The following is a 17,947-nucleotide window of genomic DNA, read 5'->3' as shown; positions in this document are numbered from 1 at the left end:
AACTCTGGATGTCGAAACTTCTGGCAACTAAACCTCTGAACGTACTCATGTCTGAGGCGTCGGAGACCGGCGAGCACAGCCTGAAACGTGCTTTAGGCCCGATCAATCTGATGACCCTCGGCATTGGCGCAATTATCGGCGCCGGGATTTTCGTCCTGACGGGTTCCGCCGCGGCAAAGTATGCAGGTCCTGCGATCGTCCTGTCATTCGTGCTCTCCGGAATCGCCTGCGTCTTTGCCGGCCTTTGTTATGCGGAGTTCGCCTCGCTGATTCCGATCGCGGGTTCGGCCTACACCTACGGATACGCTACCTTGGGCGAACTCTTTGCCTGGATCATCGGCTGGGACCTCATTCTCGAATATGCCTTCGGCGCTGCCACCGTCGCTTCCGGTTGGAGTGGTTACTTCCTGAGCTTCCTCCAGGACTTTGGCATACGAATCCCACCGCGGCTAACTTGTGCACCGAGTGAGCAACTGGTCTTCTATAACGGCTACTGGGAGCACTTCGAGAGGATCAAGGCCACCCTCATAACGAATCATGTGGACCCGGCGACGCTGCCGCACATGACGGGACTGTTCAATCTTGTTGCCTTCCTGGCGATTATCGGCGTCACCATAATCCTGGTCATTGGCATCAAGGAGTCCGCCAACTTCAACTCTGCGATCGTCATCGTAAAGGTCTCGATCGTCCTGCTCTTCATCGGGATCGCCGGTCACTACGCCTTCACGCACTGGGATCAGACATTGGCGAACTGGCATCCTTTTATTCCCAAGAACAAGGGGGGATTCGGAGAGTACGGGTGGAGCGGGATGGCCCGCGCTGCCAGTGTCGTGTTCTTCGCTTACATCGGGTTCGACGCCGTGTCGACCGCTGCCCAGGAAGCCAAGAATCCGCAGAAGGACATGCCGATCGGAATTCTTGGCTCATTGGTTATTTGCACCATCCTTTACATTCTCGTCTCCGGATTGCTGACGGGCGTGGTTCCCTACACGGCCCTGAACGTTTCCGATCCAGTGGCGATTGGCATTGAAGCAACAGGCGTCAAATGGGCGGCCTTCTTCGTGAAACTGGGCGCGATCTTCGGCCTTGCAACGGTCATGCTCGTGATGTTGCTGGGACAATCGCGTGTGTTCTATTCCATGTCTCGTGACGGCTTGCTGCCCCGCTGGGCGGGCGCGGTTCACCCGCGCTTCCGCACCCCCTGGATCTCGACGATCCTGGTCGGCGGTTTTGTCGCCGTCTTTGCGAGCCTGGTACCAATCGATATCCTGGGCGAGCTGGTTTCCATCGGAACGTTACTGGCTTTCGTAATCGTCTGCGGCGGCGTTTGGATCCTTCGCGTGCGGCGGCCGGATCTCCCTCGGCCGTTCAAAACCCCGATGGTACCTCTCGTTCCGATTCTTGGAATGCTCGTTTCACTGGCCCTGATGGGCTTCCTGCCGCTCGACACCTGGATTCGCCTGCTCGTCTGGTTGGTCATCGGCTTGGTCATCTATTTCAGCTACAGCCGTCACCACAGCAAGGTACAGGCGCTCCTCGGAGAAAAGCAGGTTGTGGCCGGGGATTAGAGGCCAACAAACCATTGACTAAGATGGGCCTTTCGCGATGTCGCGAGAGGCCTTTCGTTTTAGAATTCGCTGCGAGACCCAATGAAGGCCCTGCGTAACGTCAAGTTCCTGGCCGTCGGAATTCTCCTGCTGCTCGTCATCGGCACGCTGGGATTCCACTTCATCGAAGGCTGGTCCTACTTCGATGGCCTGTACATGACGTTAACCACGCTGACGACGATCGGCTACCAGGAAACGCATCCTCTCTCGCACGCGGGACGCGTTTTCAACGTCTTCATGATCGTTGCCGGGGTCGGCCTGGTTTTTCTGCTGATCGGATCGCTAACGCAGGCGCTCATAGAATTCGAATTCGAAGAAACTTTTGGCAGGCGCAGAATGGAACGCGAAATTGGCCGTCTTTCCGATCACTACATCATTTGCGGCGCCGGTCGCGTCGGCCGCAGCGTAGCCCACGAATTTCAGCGCAAGCCGGCACCCTATCTCGTCGTTGAGGCAAACCAGGCGAAGGCCGAGCGCTATCGCACCGAATTCCCGCTCATGATCATTGGTGATGCTGCACAGGAAGCAGTATTGCACCAGGCGCGGATAGAACACGCCCGGGGACTCGTCGCCGCCACAACCACCGACGCCTCGAATACCTACATCGTGCTCACCGCCCGCGCACTCAATCCGAAGTTAAAAATAATCGCCCGCGCCAGCGAAGAAGACGCCGAGAAGCATCTCCGCACTGCCGGGGCCGATGCCGTCGTCTCCCCCTACACCTTCGCCGGGCATCGCATCGCCCACTCCTTCCTGCGGCCCAACGTAGTCGACTTCATCGACGTCGCCATGGTCCAGCAGGAAAAGCTTGGGCTGGAAATCGAGGAGATCCAAATCGAGCCGGCGTCGTCGCTCGCGGGTCAGACGGTGAGTGGCTCGAAGATTCGGCAGGACCTCGGCATCATCGTGCTTGCCATCAAGCGCCCGGGTGCCCCGATGCACTACAATCCTGCCTCACAGGACAAAATCGAAGCCGGCGACTTCCTCATCGTCATGGGGCCGCCGGACCAGTTGCGCCGCATGGAAACCATTGCCGGAGCCAGGGCCTGATGAAAATCACTACCGCGGACGAGATGCGCACGATCGACCGGTTGAGCACGGAAAAGTATCACGTGCCATCGCTCGGACTGATGGAGAACGCCGGAACTGCCGTTGCGCAGGTCGTGCACCTCATGTATCCGAACCTGGGTCGCATCGCGGTCGTCTGCGGCAAAGGCAACAACGGTGGCGACGGCTTCGTCGCAGCCCGCAAACTGCACCAGCAGGGACGCGTTGTCGAAGTGCTCCTATGCGGATCTCCGGAAGAACTCAAGGGCGACGCCGCGAACATGTTCGCCCGTCTGCCGGTGAAGCCCGTTATTCTGCGTACACCTGCCGATATCCAGGCCGAGATGGATCGTGGCCTTGGTCACGCAGAACTGATTATCGATGCGGTGCTGGGCACAGGCGTGAAGCCGCCGGTCACAGGCATGGCCGAAGCCGCCATCCGCGCCATCAATTTCATGCGCGCGCCAGTGGTTGCAGTTGATCTCCCTTCCGGTGCGCCTTCCGACATCTTCGGCGGCTACTACGGCCTCTATTCGCGCGCCAACGTAATGGTAACGTTCACGGCACCGCGTCCCGCGCACATCTTCGGACTGCTCACCAGTGGGCCTCTTTTCGTTGCACAAATCGGCTCGCCCGAAGAAGCGGTGCAGTCAGCGCTGAAACTTGAAGTTATTAGCCCACTCGACGTCGCACGTTTGCTTGTCCCGCGTCCGCTCGATGCCGCCAAGGGACAATTCGGTCGTGTGCTGGTCCTTGGCGGGTCGATCGGTAAGGCCGGTGCCGCCGGAATGGCGGGCCTCGCGACGCTGCGTGCCGGCGCTGGATTGGCGACAGTTGCCATACCGGGTTCTGTGCTCTCCACCGTGGCGATGGTCGCTCCGGAGATCATGACCGAACCGCTCGCGGAAACCATCGAGGGAACCATTTCGCTGAAAGCGCTCGAAAATCAGCGGCTCGAGAAATTGCTGGAGTACAAGACAGCGGTAGCAATCGGCCCCGGAATTTCGATCAACCAGGAGACCGTGCAGTTCGTCCGCGCGGCCGTACACAAGATCAACATCCCCATCGTGCTCGACGCCGACGGTCTCAACGCCTTCGCCGGTGCGCTCGACAAACTCGATGGCAGCAAGCGCCCATTAATCCTCACTCCACACTCCGGCGAAATGTCGCGCCTGATGGGCGTTCCGCGCGAGGACATCGAGAAAGCCCGCATCGACGCCGCCCGAAAATTCGCAGCCGCTCGCAAACTGATAGTCGTCCTGAAGGGGCATCCCACGGTCGTTGCCCTACCGGACGGCACCTGTTTCGCGAATCCGACAGGTAATCCCGCCATGGCCACAGCCGGCTCCGGCGACATCCTCACCGGCCTGATCCTCGGCATGCTCTCGCAATTCCCGGAAAAAGTGGTTGAATCGGTCTGCGCCGCCGTCTATCTCCACGGCCTCGCCGGAGACGTCGCGCGCGACGCGTTGGGCGAGCAATCAGTGATTGCAACCGATTTGATCCGTTATCTTCCCGAAGCCATTCGCCGCGCAAAAGCTTGGGCGGAGCAGAAGGTATTGAGAGTTTACTAGCACCCAGCGCCCCATCAAGCCGGTGAAAGAAGTCAGCTACTTACGCTGATCTTTCGCGATGTATCTCCCGTCCGCTCGAGCCTGATCTCCAAGTCGCGCAGCTTTCTTAGCCGTTCGAACTTCTCTCCCCACTCGATCAGCAGGATCGCCCCATCTTCGTTGATGAGGTCTTCCAACCCTAACGTCGCGAGTTCGCGTTCGGTATCGATCCGATACAGATCGATGTGATAGAGCGTCCGCTCCGGACCGCGATATTCGTGGATGAGGGTGAACGTCGGGCTGGTAACGTCTTCCTGCGCGGCCGCCCGAAACGCCTCGGCAATCCCCTTCACGAGCGTCGTCTTGCCTGCCCCGAGGTCTCCGCGAAGCAGAACAATGCGTGCCCCGCGAAGCATGGGAGCAACCTCCGCACCCAACGCGATGGTCTCATCGGCGGAATTGGTCAGAAACGTTTCGGTAGGCATGGGCGCGAAGTACCACGAAGACACGAAGGGACGAAGAACGCTGGCCTAAGATCTTCGTGCCTCGTGGTCGTTCTTAATCGTCAATGAGAAAGTCGTCAATCGTCAATCTCTTCTCAGAATCCCATGATGTTGTATCCGCAATCCACGTAGATCGTCTCCCCCGTGATCCCCGTGCCCCCGGGTGAGCACAGGAACGTCGCCGTTGCGGCGACCTCGTCAACATCGACATTGCGTTTCAGCGGTGACCGGTCTGCGTGCGATTTCAGCATGTCGCTCAGGCCTGAAATACCGCGTGCAGCAAGGGTTTTGATCGGACCGGCGGAAATGGCGTTCACGCGGATGTTCTGCGGTCCGAGGTCCCAGGCGAGATAGCGCACCGTACATTCCAGCGCGGCTTTAGCGACGCCCATCACGTTGTAATTCGGCACAACTTTTTCGGCGCCGAAATAACTCATCGTTACCACGCTGCCGCCCTCGGTCATCAGCGGTGCGGCGGCGCGCGTGAGGGCGATCAGCGAGTAAACGCTGACGTCATGCGCAACGCGGAACCCCTCGCGAGAAGTCAGATGAAACGGGTTCTTCAGTTCATCGGCGGGCGCGTAAGCCACCGAATGAACCAGTGCGTGCAGTTTGCCGTATCGCGCTTTGAGCTTGTCAAAAAGTTGTGCGATTTCGTCGTCGCTGGAGACGTCGCACTGAAACGCCTCGGAGTTCGGCAGCGATTTGATCATGTCCTCGGCTTCCGCGCGAAGCCGCTCGTTCTGGTACGTGATCGCCAGGTTCGCCCCGGCCTGCTGCAGTTGCTGCGCAATCGCCCACGCGATGCTGCGCTTGTTGGCTACTCCAAAAACAACGACATTACGTCCCTCGAGGGAATGCGACATCCTCTACAGAATCCTCCAAAACGTGAGCTGCAAGTGAAACAGAATAGCACGAGCGAAATGACGAATGCCGAAATGTCGAAATGACGAATGAAATCCAAAATTGACGATTCATGATTTTCTCATTGACGATCAGAAAACACGGATCTTTCGGGGTCTGGTTTTCGTCATTCCGACATTCTTCATTGCCATCCAATCGCCAATGAGAAAATCGTCAATCGTCAATTGCCTCACTGCACCTTCTGCAATCTCGCGATCAGCTTCTGCGCCAGGTTCTCATCGCTCTCCGACCAAAGCACGCGCCCTCGTAAACCGGCAGTCTTCTCCAGATTCTGCGTGAAACCGATGAGTTTCGCCACGTTCGCTTTTACGCGCTCCTCGTCGGCATGAGTCAGGTCGCGTTCTTCGTACAGGAAAGGAGAGTCCAGTCCAAAGTCGATCTCGATGTGGCCGCGGTCCCGAAACGCACCGTCATCGAACTCCACTCCATTTACGAGGAAATCGGCCTTGGTCGGTTGCAGCGTCCATTCGCCGCGCTCATCCGGAGACCACAAATCCCAGTAAGCCTCGAGCGCGAGAGCGTAGTCCGGCTCGGTGAATTCCGACAGCGCCGCCGGCAGCTCATCCGGCACTACTGGTGGCATAAATCGCTGTTCCATGACCGTTGCTTCCGACCAGTCCACCGGATGGACAGCCGCGTAGCGAATGCCCGGCGAAGCCGCCGAAAACGGAAATTGCTTCAGGACGGTTATCACTCGCGGCAGCATCTCTTCCGCGTCAAAACTGGGGAACCACAAGCTGAGGTAAAGGGAATCGGCCATAGCAACCTCACACAGTTACGACAGTTACGATTGTAATGCGCCCGAGGTTGCGAACTTTCCAACACTGTACTAATGTCTCCGGGATGGCTGTGGAGTTCAGGAAAGAAGGCATCAACGGTTTTATCAAGGTGGACGGGCGGTTATCGCACGGGCCAAACCTGGAAGACTTCCGCGCCCGCTGGACCAGCGCAGTCGCTTCAGGCTGTACCCAGATTATCCTCGATGTCACCAACGTACCCAATATCGACTCTTCCGGAATGGGCAATCTCGTGCGCTGCAAGGCCGCGCTCGACAAAGAGGGCGGCGCAATGAAAATCGTCGGCGCCCGCGCTTCTATCCTGCATGCGCTTGCGCTGATCCGCCTCGACACCATGTTCGAGTTCTACCCCGACGAGCACACTGCAGCCGCATCTTTCGCAAAGTAACTGCACAGAACTAAGACACAAAGGCGCGAAGAAGAAGGCTCAAAAACCTCTGTGTCCTCCTGCCTTCATTGTTTCTGATTACTGTCGGCTGACCAGCTGATGATCGATCGCGAAAAGTGCCAGTTCCAGCCGCGATGACATCCCGACTTTATTGAAGATGTTCGTCATGTGACGCTTCACCGTCTCTCCGGCGATTTGCAGTCGATCGGCGATCTCCTTGTTCCCCAGGCCCTCGCAAACAAGCCGCACGACCTCCATCTCGCGGTCCGTGAGCCCGTAGTTGTTCTTGCTCTCCACGCGCTCCTGTTGCGAAAGCTGTTGCAGGATCTGCATCACATTCGAGGTCCGCTGGCCGTCAATCCAGTACTCTCCCATGCGAACCGCCGTTATGCACTGGAACAACTGGTCGAGCGTGCTCTTCAGCAGGATGCCGCGCGCCCCCAATTGCAGCGCTTCGACGATCTGCCGCTTGCTGATCGACGACGTCAGCACGATGGTTCGCAACTTCGCGTCCTTGTCCGTGATCTCGCGAAGCGCTTCCAATCCCGGCATGTTGGGCATCAGCAGGTCCAGCAGCAGGATGTCTGGATGCAATTTGGCTACGGCATCGATCGCTTGCCGCCCATCGAGGGCCTCGGCCACTACTTCGTATCCTGCTTCGGGGGTCAGGAGGTGGCGAAGTACATCGCGGACGATGGGATCATCATCGGCCAGCACGATGCGTACAGCCTGGGGCTTTGCACTGCGAGTCGTGGACACGTGCAGCTCCTGGGGAAAATTTCGCGGCCCCTATTATGCCTCAAAGGGCCCGCCAGGCCGGGCACAGGCAGCCCGTCGGCGGCAAGCGCTCCATTCAGACTACGACCTTGGTAGGAAACTGTACAACCTCGGATGGATTCAGCTGGTTCGGCAGCAATGCGATCTTGTCAGATAGGGCGATGCACACTGCGATCCGGGAGACTGCCATTGGGCGGGCGCAGTTTAAGCGGCGTCTCAGGCGCTCCCTCGCCGGTACCCGGACCGGCGAGTTGTGCGGCGGGGCTTACAAGTACCCCATGACAGTTGGCTCTGCCGCACGCAACCGTCCTCTTACTGCGCGCGTAAATTCCGAGGTATTCTTTCGGAATTCCGGACAGGCATCAGTGCTCGTCTTCCGGTCCGATCGTGTCCATCAACTCTTCATACGCATGTTGCGAGATTTTTCCCTGGTTGCGCCACCGTGTTGCGACCCGCGTTACGACGCCGTCACCCCAGCGCGTTCCCACTTCGTTGGATTCCAAGATGATCTGTGGCATCTCTCGCAGCACCTTCTGTCCGAATGGGCTCTGGTAGAACGCGATCATCTGCTTGATATCCTCGCCCGTAAAGTGCTTTGAGTAGACAGGGATCATCGAGTCCATCAGGTCGTCCGCCTTCAGTTCCGCCATGATCTCGTTGAACATGTCCGGCGGAATCCCCGGCGCGTTCCTGCGGAACTGCTCCATCATCGACGACTTCATCTGTTCCACCATCTCGCGCGTGCCCGTCAGTTCCAGCAACCGGTGGATATCGGCCGTCTTGCTGGCCTCATCATCCGCGACGTGCCCTTTCTTTGCCGCCGGCTCATGCGAAGGGGTGTGGGCGGTGGTCGTCGAAGGTTCTTGCTGCGCAAATAATGTAACGGACACAAGCAGGGACAGGCACAGGATGCCACGGACAGTCATAAGTTCTCCAGGCGAAGCTAAAGGTGGAACCCCGCTCCACTGCGCAGAGTTGCGGGGCCAAACCTCTCAATCGTGTGAAGCTTATTTTACGAGTTCTTGCGAAAGCTGTTGCGCTTTATACGCCAGTTGGTAGGCGCGATCAATGTCGCCATCCTGCATCGCCAGCCGCGACTGCGTGATGTAGTTCCGAACCTGCCGCTGCATGGACTCTTCGCCGTCGGTGAGCGTGCGATTGATCCTCTTCAAATTGCCTTCGGCTGCCTGCAGCAGCCCTTCCGTCTGTTGACGCCGCTCGTTCGCCACGTTCTGCGGAATATCCGCCGTGATTTGTACACCAGTGTCAGGCTGCGGCGTTTCCGGCTTTGGAGCAGGCTTTGGTGGCGGGGTATTCGCCGTCGTCGGCAGCGGTTTGCGATGCCGTTTCGGTTTCTTGGTCTTCACCGGAGCGGGTTCCGCTGGAAGAGGCTGTGCTTCGCCGGGCGTGACCGTCGGAGGCGTCGGCTCGGGTTGCGACGCCACTGGCGGTATCGTCGGCTGTTCAATGGTGGGAGGCTGAGCCTTCACTGGAATCTTCGGTTTCCTCCGGTGACACCCCGTCCCCATCGAGAGCGCGAGCGCTACCGTCGCCAGCAGAAGATTTCGGCCTATCCGCATACGCATTCTTTTACACGAGTCGCAAGCCGCAGCGCTCTGATAGCCAGCCCTTCATGACTGAGATGAACGTCCAATCTCCGTGAATTTCGGCGCCTCGAGCATGTAGCCGTCGCTGATCGGGAGCAGCATTCGGAATGTCGTCCCATGGCCTGGCTCGGAATCAAAATCCAGCGCCCCATTATGCAATTGCATCACGCGGTACGTCATGGCAAGCCCTATGCCCGATCCGCTCTTCTTCGTCGTGAAGTACAGATTGTAAATCTTGTCACGAACCTCGGGGGGAATTCCTTCTCCGTGGTCCTCAATTACGATGCGAGCTGTTTCGCCCACGCGGTCGGCGGTTACGTTCAAGGGACCGCCCTGGGGCATCGCCTGCACACCATTCAAAACCACATTCAAAAGCGCCTGTTTAATCAGGTCGCCATCTACCCTCGCCGTCAGCGGTTCCGCATCCAGTACGGCCGAAATATTCACTCCCTGCCGTTCGGCTTCGGGAGCAGCAAGCGCAACAACGTCATCGACGATCTGCCGCAGGTCGACTTCGCTGAGCTTGAGTTCCACTGGCCGCGTGAAGTCGACCAGCGTCTTCACCACTCGGTCCAGGCGATGGATCTCGCTGCCAATCACGTCCATGTGGCGCTTGGTTTCAGGATCCAGTTGCAGCAGCTTTTCGCGCAACACCTCGAGATGCACGACGATCGAGTTGATCGGGTTCTTCACCTCGTGCGCCACGCCAGAAGTCAGCCGCCCAATCGCCGCGAGTCTACGCGACAACTCGATTTCATTCTCGATTCTCCGTACTGAGTCCGAGTCGCGCATCGTGAGCAGCGCTCCAAGCTGCTCACCTCCCTCGGCAATGAAGTCGAGTGACAACTGTATTCGCCGCCCGCGGTCCAGTTCGATCTCCCGCTGCGGGACTGCCTGCCTCAAGGCAAAGGCGTCGAGAACGATCTGTCCCAGCCGTGTGGAATCGTTGAAAACGCCTTCCACCGTCTCCCCCAGAATATCGCCGCGCTGCTTGCCTACGAAGCGTTCAGCAGATGCGCTGACCAGGACGATGCGGGCGTCCTTCGTGAACAGGATGAGACCGTCCTGCAGCGTCCCCATGATCTGGTCGAGATTCTCTTTCAACGCCGAGAACACTTCTTTCACATCGCGGATCTGCCTGCCCAGTCTATCGATCTTCGTGTTGACTGCCCCGAATTCATCACTGCCCGCGGCGACCTCGTGCTCCGCTGCATGTTCGGGCCCGCCGGTCATGGCATCGAGCCGCCGTCCGATAGCTTCCAGCGGACGCAACGCGATATTCGACAATCCGGCCGCCAGCAGCAGTGAGACCAGGATCAGGATTCCGGAGAAGATGAGCGCGCGATTCAACTGCGGCTGCAATTCGCTCTTCAGGAAGACCGTCGACACGCCGACTCGAATCTCCCCGAAGGGCGCGCCGCTGCGCAACTGGATCGGCAGCCTCACGTCGTAAACCCGCGGATTGCCGTAAACGGCGTCGATCTGCTCTCGGAAGGAACCGTCGCGCAATTCCGAGAGGTCACGCCGATTTGGCATCTCCTTGTCAATAAGGCTGGCGTCGGTGTGCATCATGGCCCGCCCCTGCTCATCGACAATGGAAACGTCATAAATCGTCGGCGAGTATCCGATGACACTCTGCAGCAGTGAATTCAATCCTGGATCGGACTGCAGGATATCGGCTACAGCGGCGCGAACCTGCTTTGGATCGGTAAGGTCAATCTTCGTGCTCTCAAGATCGATTTCCAGTGCCTGCCGCGCGCCGCTCAGTACCTCGTGAGCGATGAAGTCCGCGCTCTGGTACGTCTCACGAATCCGTTGCCGCATCAGCTGCGAAATGTAGATCCATGACAGCACACCCACCAGCGCCACCACCATGGCGGTCATGGCCAGCACGAGTTTTGTCTTGAGGCGCAGCCGGGGCATCTTGAGCACCTTAGGGTTTCATGCGGTCCAATTCGCGCGAAATCAATACAATTTCGCTTCGTGCGAAATGGGTCCGAGAACGACGTGGGTCTGAGAATATAGCCCCGCACGTGAGTGCGGGCTTGATAGCCCACCTGAGATTCCTGTTAGAAGTATCCGCGCAAGCGCCACTCAGGCGCAAGGCGGCAGACTTGGGAAGGGCAATCGACCAGGTGGCTTGTCGAAGATAGTGAGCGAAACCGTCAGGCGAAGGGTTCTCGTTTTGCCCTGCTCCCGCTGCCCTATACCCTGTCAAGAGAGTTGCTACTCGTTCACCGCCGCCGCCGTATCCGTCTCCGGCGCGCCCATGCGGTATTCCTTCAGCTTGTTGTGCAGCGTCTTCAAACTGATGCCGAGGATTTCCGCCGCGCGCGTCTTGTTGTTGTGGGTAGATTCCAACGTCTTTAGAATGAGCTGCTTCTCGGCCTCGTCGACCGTCGTTCCCACAGAAACGCGCACCGCGTTGGCCTCCGTTATCACCGGTCGCGGAACCACGTTCCCGAAGCCCGGCGGCAGGTGCCTCGGCTCAATCATCGATCCCTCGCACACGATCACCGCCCGCTCCAGCGTGTTGCGCAACTCGCGAACATTGCCCGGCCAGGAATGCTGCTGGAAAACCTGCATCACCGGCTCGCTCACCGTTCGCGCTTGCCGGTTGTGCTTCGCGCTCATTTCCTTCAGCAGCGCGTGTACCAGGTCCGGAATATCTTCCTTGTGCTCTCGCAGCGGAGGCATGTGAATGTTGAAGACGTTCAGGCGGTAGAAAAGATCGTTGCGCAGCTCACCGCGGCTCACAGCGTCTTCCGGAATCTTGTTTGTGGCGGCAAGCACGCGCACATCGACCGTGGTTTCGACCTTGCTGCCCAGCCGGCGCAGCTTGCGGTCTTCCAGGACTCGCAGCAGCTTGGCTTGCGTCGCGATCGGCATCTCGCCAATTTCGTCCAGCAGCAGGGTGCCGCCCTCCGCCAGTTCGAAGCAGCCGGTACGACGCTCCAACGCTCCCGTGAATGCGCCCTTCTCGTGCCCGAAGATTTCGCTCTCGATCAGTGTTTCGGGAATCGCAGCACAATTGATCGCGACGAACGGCTTCGATTTCCGCGGGCTCAGGTCGTGAATCGTGCGCGCGACCAGTTCCTTCCCGGTGCCGCTCTCGCCCGTGATCAGCACGCTCGCTGTCGATGGCGCCACCAATTCGACGAGGTGGAAGACCTCCTGCATCTTCTTCGAGGAGCCCACCAGTAGACCCATTTGCCCGGTGTCCCGCAGCATGCGCCGGGTGACTTCCAGTTCGCGATCGGTCCCGCGCTGACGAGACGCGTTCTGGAGAATATTGCGCAGCCGCGTCGGATTCACCGGCTTCTCGATGAAGTCGTAAGCCCCCAGCTTCATCGCCGCCACCGCAGCGTCGATGCTGCCCTGCGCCGTCAGGAGAATTACTGCTATCTCGGCCGGGTTCTCAGATATCTGCTCCAGCAACTCCATGCCGTCCATGCGCGGCATCTTGAGGTCGGTAATCACGATCCCGGGTGAGAACGTCTCAATCTTTTCCAGACCCTCAAGCCCGTCCTGCGCCGTTTCCGTTCGGTATCCCCAAGCCGCCACCAGTTCAGCCAGGCCTGTACGCTCGTTCTCCTCGTCTTCCACGATCAGGATCTTTTCAATATTCATGTCGGTCTTCCGGTTCGCTCAGGTATGAAATTTTCTCAGCATGAGTTCTCGTGCTGCCCAAAAAGTCCTAATTCCTAAGATGCAGAATCTTCCAACTATGTAACTTTTTCCATGCCAAATTCGGACAGGTACTTTCGTAATGGCGAAAAACTTCATTGTTCGGGCTTACTTTGGCCGTCGGCCAGCATCTCAGGTCGAGGTTACCCACTCAACCAGAAGCACGTTGCGCTCCATCCGGAGCAGTATCCTGATGCTGGCCCCAAAGGGGACCACAATGAAGGCGGCTTTTTTCCCGTTCGTCCTCCTGGTTCTTGCCACCGTTGTGACTCTTCTTGCACCTCTAGCCGCCCAGACTCCTGACAGTAATGCATCGGCCGCACTCAAGGCTGAGCTGACGCACGGGATAGATGCCCGCAAAGCCAAGGTCGGCGATCCGGTACTCGCCAAGTGTATGAGCAACTTCGTGAGCAGGGCGAGATCCGCATCCCTAAGAATTCAAAGCTGATAGGTCACCTGGCCGAGGGGCAGCGCAAGACCATGGGCAACGGTCAGTTCACGCTCTGGATCATCTTCAGACCGGGCGCTCATGCGTGATGGCCGCGAAGTACGCCTGACAGCTACCATTCAGGCGATCGCCCCGCCCGTCATGTTGGCGGACGAATCCGACGAGAGTAACTGTCTCTCAGCACCCCTTCACAACGTCTCGGCGACCCGAGCACCCGGCGACTCCCGATTGACCGCGGCCGCCACCGGTATCATCGGTCTCAAAAATCTTGAGCTCGACGCTGCTGCCTCGTCCTGCTGCGAACGGCTCAGTGATTCGCCCGAGCTCGCAAAACCTAAGACTCGAAAGTGGCACGCGTCTCATTTTGCGAGTGAGCGTCGAATAACCCCTTCCTCTTCAATGTGCCTGCATTGCTCTCGTACTCTGCTGGGCGTAAAATTCCTTGTTGCCTAATCAGGGGTTCACGTTAGCTCCTGAGCAGTTCTGTCGTGTCTCTCAGTTTCGGATTTCGTTTTTTGCAAAACTTGTTTTATTGCCGAGGTTCGGAGGAATTTCCATGTCGCTTCGTCGTCATGAGGTTGTAACACGTACGATTCTTCTACTGTTGGCGTTCTTCCTCGTAATTGCGCTTGTGCCCATTTCGTCTGCCGCTCAGGACAACGACAACTATCCGAAGGTGGAGTTGTTCGGCGGCTATTCCTGGTACAACCCTGGTGGCCGGCTTTCTACTTTCGGCAAGCTGCCGGGAATCCCCAAAGGATGGGACGCCGCTGGCACCTTCAACTTCAAAAAGTGGGTGGGTATCACCGTTGACATTGGCGGACACTACAAAGATCCCGCGAATGTCACAACTTTCGCTTTCGGCCCCCAGTTCAAGATCCGCAGTGATTCGCCGTTTACGCCCTTTCTCGAAACCCTTGTAGGCGTTGCCCACATCGGGCCACGCACAATCTATTCCGACAAAAATTCGCCGATGTTCATCGGCGGCGGCGGCTTCGATTACAAGATCAACGACCACTTCCAGTGGCGCGTCCTGCAGGCCGATTACGTTTACACGACCTACAAGGACAAAGTCCTCGACTCCACTGCTTCACGTTGGGACGGTGCGCGCGTTCAGGGTGGCGCTGTATTCACATTCGGCGGCATGGCGAAGCCGCTGCCTGTCAGCGCAGCCTGCTCCACCGCCGAACCATCCGAGGTTTTGGCGGGCGAGCCGATCAAGGTCACACTGACCCCGAGCAACTTCAACCCGAAGCGCACGCTCACCTACGCCTTTGAAACCACCGGCGGCAAAGTAACGCACACCGAAGGCAACGCTACCGTTGACACCACCGGGCTCGCTCCCGGCTCTTACACTGTCACCGGCAAGGTGAATGACAACGGCAAGGGTAAGCACATGATGGCCGCGAATTGCACCTCCACGTTCACGGTCAAGGAGCCGCCGAAGCATCCGCCAGTCATGTCCTGTTCGGCCGCCCCGACCACATTGAAGTCGGGTGAGCCGTCGACCATCACCGCCACGGCGAGCAGCCCTGACAATCGTCCGCTTACCTACAGCTGGAACACCAGCGGTGGCCAGATTACCGGCACCGGGCAAACCGTCCAGTTGGATACAGCCGGAGCGCCCGCAGGCCCAATCACCATCAACGGTACAGTCAGTGACGATCGCGGACTGACGGCTAGCTGTTCTTCGACCGTCAACGTCGAAGTTCCGCCGCCGCCGCCGACCGCCAGCAAGCTGAACGAAATCAACTTCCCGGATAAGCGTCGTCCGGCGCGTGTCGACAACGCCGCTAAGGCCATCCTCGACGACGTGGCTCTGAAACTTGAGCGCGATGCCGATGCGAAAGCAGTCATCGTCGGATTCGCGACTCCGGAAGAAACCAAGAAGAAAGCCAACAAGGACCTGGCGGCAGAACGCGCCTACAACACCAAGGAGTACCTCACCAAGGAAAAGGGTATCGATCCGTCCCGCATCGAACTTCGCACGAGCACCGGCGAAGGGCAGAAGGCGGAGATCTGGATCGTTCCGCCCGGCGCGACCTTCACCGGTGAAGATACCTCGGTTGTAGACGAGAGCATGTTCGCCAAGAAACCTGTGCATCGGGTAGTTCACAAGAAAGCAAAGCCCGCGGCGCAGTAACGGAACCTTGCGGTAAAAGACAAGGCGCCAGACGTCAGACTTCAGCAACTGGTTGATTTTGCTGACGTCTGGTGTCTGGCGTCTGACCTTTCGCAGTAAACGTATTGCTCGGAAGTCCCGGTCCCATGGTCCCTTTTCTTTGGTAACCTTGTGACCGCCCCGGCGCGGTGGCAACCTTCCAGTGTTACTGGAACCTCTATTCGGTCACAAGAAAGGATCACTGCGTGTCCTCTCGCGCGACGAAGTTGCTCGTTGTTTTGGCATGCATCGTCATCCTGATCCCCGCAGCGATGGCTCAGTGGAAGGCTGTTGGTCCAGAGGGCGGCGACGTTCGCTCCCTCGTTTACGATCCAAGCAATCCGAATCGAATCATTCTCGGCACCAGCGCCGGACAACTCTATCTCTCCGAAGACGGTGGCAATTCCTGGCGCCATTGGGTCCACCTTGGCCCCGGTGAGCATTACGTCCTGGACAACATCGCCTTTGATCCAAACAACACGAAGATCATTTACGTGGCCGCCTGGAGCGTCGATGAACAGAACAACGGCGACCTCTTCCGCACAAAGGATGGCGGCAAGTCCTGGCAGTTGCTTCCCGGCATGCGTGGACGCAGCATCCGCGCCTTCGAACTCGCGCCGAGCAATCCGAAAATTCTGACCGCCGGCGCACTCGAAGGTGTTTTCCGCAGCTTCGACGGTGGCGACACCTGGCAGCAGATTTCGCCTCCGGGACACCCGGACATCAAGAACATCGAGTCAATCGCTGTCGATCCGCACGATCCGAACGTGATCTACGCCGGAACCTGGCACCTGCCCTGGAAGACCGCCGACGGTGGCAAGACGTGGACCAACATTAAGCAGGGCGTTATCGACGACTCAGACGTCTTCTCCATCATCATCGACCACAGCGACACCAACAACGTTTACGCCAGCGCCTGCTCCGGTATCTACAAGAGCGAAAGCGCCGGAATGCTCTTCCACAAGATTCAGGGAATCCCCGCAACCGCCCGCCGTACGCGCGTGTTGCAGCAGGACCCGGCGAACCCGAACGTCGTTTATGCCGGAACCACCGAGGGTCTCTGGAAGACCGTTGACGGCGGCAAGACCTTCAAGCTGATCTCTCCTCCGAACTTCATCGTCAATGACGTGATGATCGATCCGCGTAATCCATCGCGTGTTCTGGTCGCGACCGACCGCTATGGCGTAGTCGCCAGCAACGATGCCGGACAGACCTTCCGCGCCTCGAATGCCGGCTTCAGCCATCGCCAGGTCTCAAGCCTCGTCGCCGACAATCACGATCACAACACCATCTACGCCTCTGTGCTGAACGACAAGGAATTCGGCGGCGTTTTCGTCTCGCACAACGCCGGCGCCTCGTGGTCACAGGTAAGTGATGGCCTCGCTGGCCGCGACGTGTTTAACCTCGCTCAGGCCAGCGACGGAACACTCGTCGCCGGCACCAACAACGGAATGTTCACGCTCGTCCCGCACTCGGACATGTGGCGCCCGGCAAACATGATTGTCACTCTGAAACCGGTCCCACAGCCGAAACCACGCCGCTTGAAATCCGGCAAGTTCGTCGCCGCCAAGGCGATTCCGCCGCGCGTCGTCAAGTCTGAACTGGCAGGCCGCGTGGCGCACATCGATATTGACGGCAATCGCTGGATCGCCGCCACCAGTCGCGGTGTCTTCGTCAGCCACGATCAGGGCAGGACGTGGATGGGCGGACCGGTTCTCGGCGAATCGACGTTCATCTACGTCAATAGCTTCGGCGACAGCATCGCCGCCGCCGGTTATCGACGCGTCATGCTTTCCAACGACGACGGCAAAACCTGGGCCGCCGCTGCGATGCCGTCATTCATCTCGCTGATTCACACCGTGACCTTCGCTCCCGATCGCACCCTTTGGATCGCCACCCGCGAAGGTGCCTTCCGCAGCACCGACCAGGGCCGCAACTGGACTCACGCGATGGAAGGCCTGCCGCCGAACAACATCACCGGAATTGCCGTCGACGCCGCAGGTGGGCGACTGCTCGCTACCGCCGCCAATTCCAGCACCGTTTGGCAGAGCCGCGATGGTGGACGCAGTTGGTCCCGCACGCCCGACGCCGGCATGTTCCTGCGTGGCGCCTACGACCTGCGCGGCAAACTCGTCGCAGCCACCGCCTATAACGGCCTCATGGTTCTTGAAACGCAGTCGGAAACTGCGTCCGCACAGCCGCGGGCGTCAGCATCCGGCAGCAGCAGTGGCAACAAATAAGTACTTCGGCAAGGGAGGATACACAGAAGACAAAAGGAAGTTGATTCGAATGCACGAGAGCGCGAGCCCTGCGGCTCGCGTTCTTGTTTGTGTCGATAGAGAACGAAATGGGTGCCCTGTCCTAACTTCGCCAGTGCCGGGTAGTCGAGCCGTTCGAATTTGTTCTCCGGTTCGCCGGACGTTCGGTTCTTCGGTTTCTGTACAATAC

The 17,947-nt window shown here is 58.6% G+C and carries 15 protein-coding genes; 7 read left to right on the top strand and 8 right to left on the bottom strand.

Annotated features, from left to right (window positions below; genetic code table 11):
* Positions 1 to 8 precede the first annotated feature (8 nt).
* From ROO76_21780 to ROO76_21770, 3 genes are all read left to right on the top strand, one after another.
* Positions 9 to 1,568 carry an amino acid permease gene (locus tag ROO76_21780; protein MDT8070800.1) on the top strand — a complete coding sequence of 520 codons (1,560 nt, stop codon included), beginning with the start codon at positions 9 to 11 and terminating at the stop codon, positions 1,566 to 1,568.
* An 81-nt stretch (positions 1,569 to 1,649) separates the two neighbouring features.
* Positions 1,650 to 2,657 carry a potassium channel protein gene (locus ROO76_21775; GenBank protein MDT8070799.1) on the top strand — a complete coding sequence of 336 codons (1,008 nt, stop codon included), beginning with the start codon at positions 1,650 to 1,652 and terminating at the stop codon, positions 2,655 to 2,657.
* Entirely contained in the window at positions 2,657 to 4,228 is a 1,572-nt protein-coding gene (locus ROO76_21770; protein ID MDT8070798.1) for an NAD(P)H-hydrate dehydratase, read from the top strand. Before ROO76_21775 ends, ROO76_21770 begins: the two co-directional genes overlap by 1 nt.
* 32 nt (positions 4,229 to 4,260) lie before the next feature.
* On the opposite strand, the gene tsaE is transcribed toward ROO76_21770, so the two are convergent.
* The 3 genes from tsaE to ROO76_21755 all read right to left on the bottom strand — a co-directional run bounded on the left by tsaE (position 4,261) and on the right by ROO76_21755 (position 6,394).
* On the bottom strand, positions 4,261 to 4,692 hold the full coding sequence (gene tsaE / locus ROO76_21765) for a tRNA (adenosine(37)-N6)-threonylcarbamoyltransferase complex ATPase subunit type 1 TsaE (protein ID MDT8070797.1): 432 nt from the start codon (positions 4,690 to 4,692) through the stop codon (positions 4,261 to 4,263).
* Positions 4,693 to 4,805: 113 nt separating this feature from the next.
* Complete coding sequence (locus ROO76_21760; GenBank protein MDT8070796.1) at positions 4,806 to 5,576, bottom strand: enoyl-ACP reductase; 771 nt, start codon at positions 5,574 to 5,576, stop codon at positions 4,806 to 4,808.
* Positions 5,577 to 5,803: 227 nt separating this feature from the next.
* On the bottom strand, positions 5,804 to 6,394 hold the full coding sequence (locus ROO76_21755) for a hypothetical protein (protein MDT8070795.1): 591 nt from the start codon (positions 6,392 to 6,394) through the stop codon (positions 5,804 to 5,806).
* A gap of 83 nt (positions 6,395 to 6,477) precedes the next feature.
* Here ROO76_21755 and ROO76_21750 point away from each other — a divergent pair, with 83 nt between their 5' ends.
* Positions 6,478 to 6,819: an STAS domain-containing protein gene (locus ROO76_21750; GenBank protein ID MDT8070794.1), complete on the top strand. Its 342-nt coding sequence runs from the start codon at positions 6,478 to 6,480 to the stop codon at positions 6,817 to 6,819.
* 78 nt (positions 6,820 to 6,897) lie between these two features.
* Here the strand turns inward: ROO76_21750 and ROO76_21745 are convergent, their stop codons facing one another.
* The 5 genes from ROO76_21745 to ROO76_21725 form a co-directional block, all read right to left on the bottom strand.
* The gene (locus ROO76_21745) at positions 6,898 to 7,578 is read right to left on the bottom strand and encodes a response regulator transcription factor (protein ID MDT8070793.1); all 681 of its coding nucleotides are present in this window, start codon (positions 7,576 to 7,578) and stop codon (positions 6,898 to 6,900) included.
* A 380-nt stretch (positions 7,579 to 7,958) separates the two neighbouring features.
* Entirely contained in the window at positions 7,959 to 8,522 is a 564-nt protein-coding gene (locus ROO76_21740) for a DUF2059 domain-containing protein (GenBank protein ID MDT8070792.1), read from the bottom strand.
* Positions 8,523 to 8,603: 81 nt separating this feature from the next.
* Positions 8,604 to 9,176: a hypothetical protein gene (locus ROO76_21735; protein MDT8070791.1), complete on the bottom strand. Its 573-nt coding sequence runs from the start codon at positions 9,174 to 9,176 to the stop codon at positions 8,604 to 8,606.
* Between the two features lie 51 nt (positions 9,177 to 9,227).
* Positions 9,228 to 11,126 carry an ATP-binding protein gene (locus ROO76_21730; GenBank protein ID MDT8070790.1) on the bottom strand — a complete coding sequence of 633 codons (1,899 nt, stop codon included), beginning with the start codon at positions 11,124 to 11,126 and terminating at the stop codon, positions 9,228 to 9,230.
* Between the two features lie 303 nt (positions 11,127 to 11,429).
* Positions 11,430 to 12,833 (bottom strand): sigma-54 dependent transcriptional regulator, encoded by a 1,404-nt coding sequence (locus ROO76_21725; GenBank protein MDT8070789.1) that lies wholly within the window; start codon positions 12,831 to 12,833, stop codon positions 11,430 to 11,432.
* A gap of 447 nt (positions 12,834 to 13,280) precedes the next feature.
* Between ROO76_21725 and ROO76_21720 the strand changes: the two genes are divergently transcribed.
* The 3 genes from ROO76_21720 to ROO76_21710 all read left to right on the top strand — a co-directional run bounded on the left by ROO76_21720 (position 13,281) and on the right by ROO76_21710 (position 17,739).
* Positions 13,281 to 13,427 (top strand): hypothetical protein, encoded by a 147-nt coding sequence (locus ROO76_21720; GenBank protein MDT8070788.1) that lies wholly within the window; start codon positions 13,281 to 13,283, stop codon positions 13,425 to 13,427.
* 467 nt (positions 13,428 to 13,894) lie between these two features.
* On the top strand, positions 13,895 to 15,481 hold the full coding sequence (locus ROO76_21715) for an OmpA family protein (protein MDT8070787.1): 1,587 nt from the start codon (positions 13,895 to 13,897) through the stop codon (positions 15,479 to 15,481).
* Positions 15,482 to 15,705: 224 nt separating this feature from the next.
* A complete protein-coding gene (locus ROO76_21710) occupies positions 15,706 to 17,739 on the top strand; it encodes a transcriptional regulator (protein MDT8070786.1) in 2,034 nt (677 codons plus the stop codon).
* Positions 17,740 to 17,947 lie beyond the last annotated feature (208 nt).

The organism is Terriglobia bacterium (assembly GCA_032252755.1).
Classification (GTDB): Bacteria; Acidobacteriota; Terriglobia; order Terriglobales; family Acidobacteriaceae; genus JAVUPY01.
This window is presented reverse-complemented; position numbering and strand designations above follow the sequence as displayed.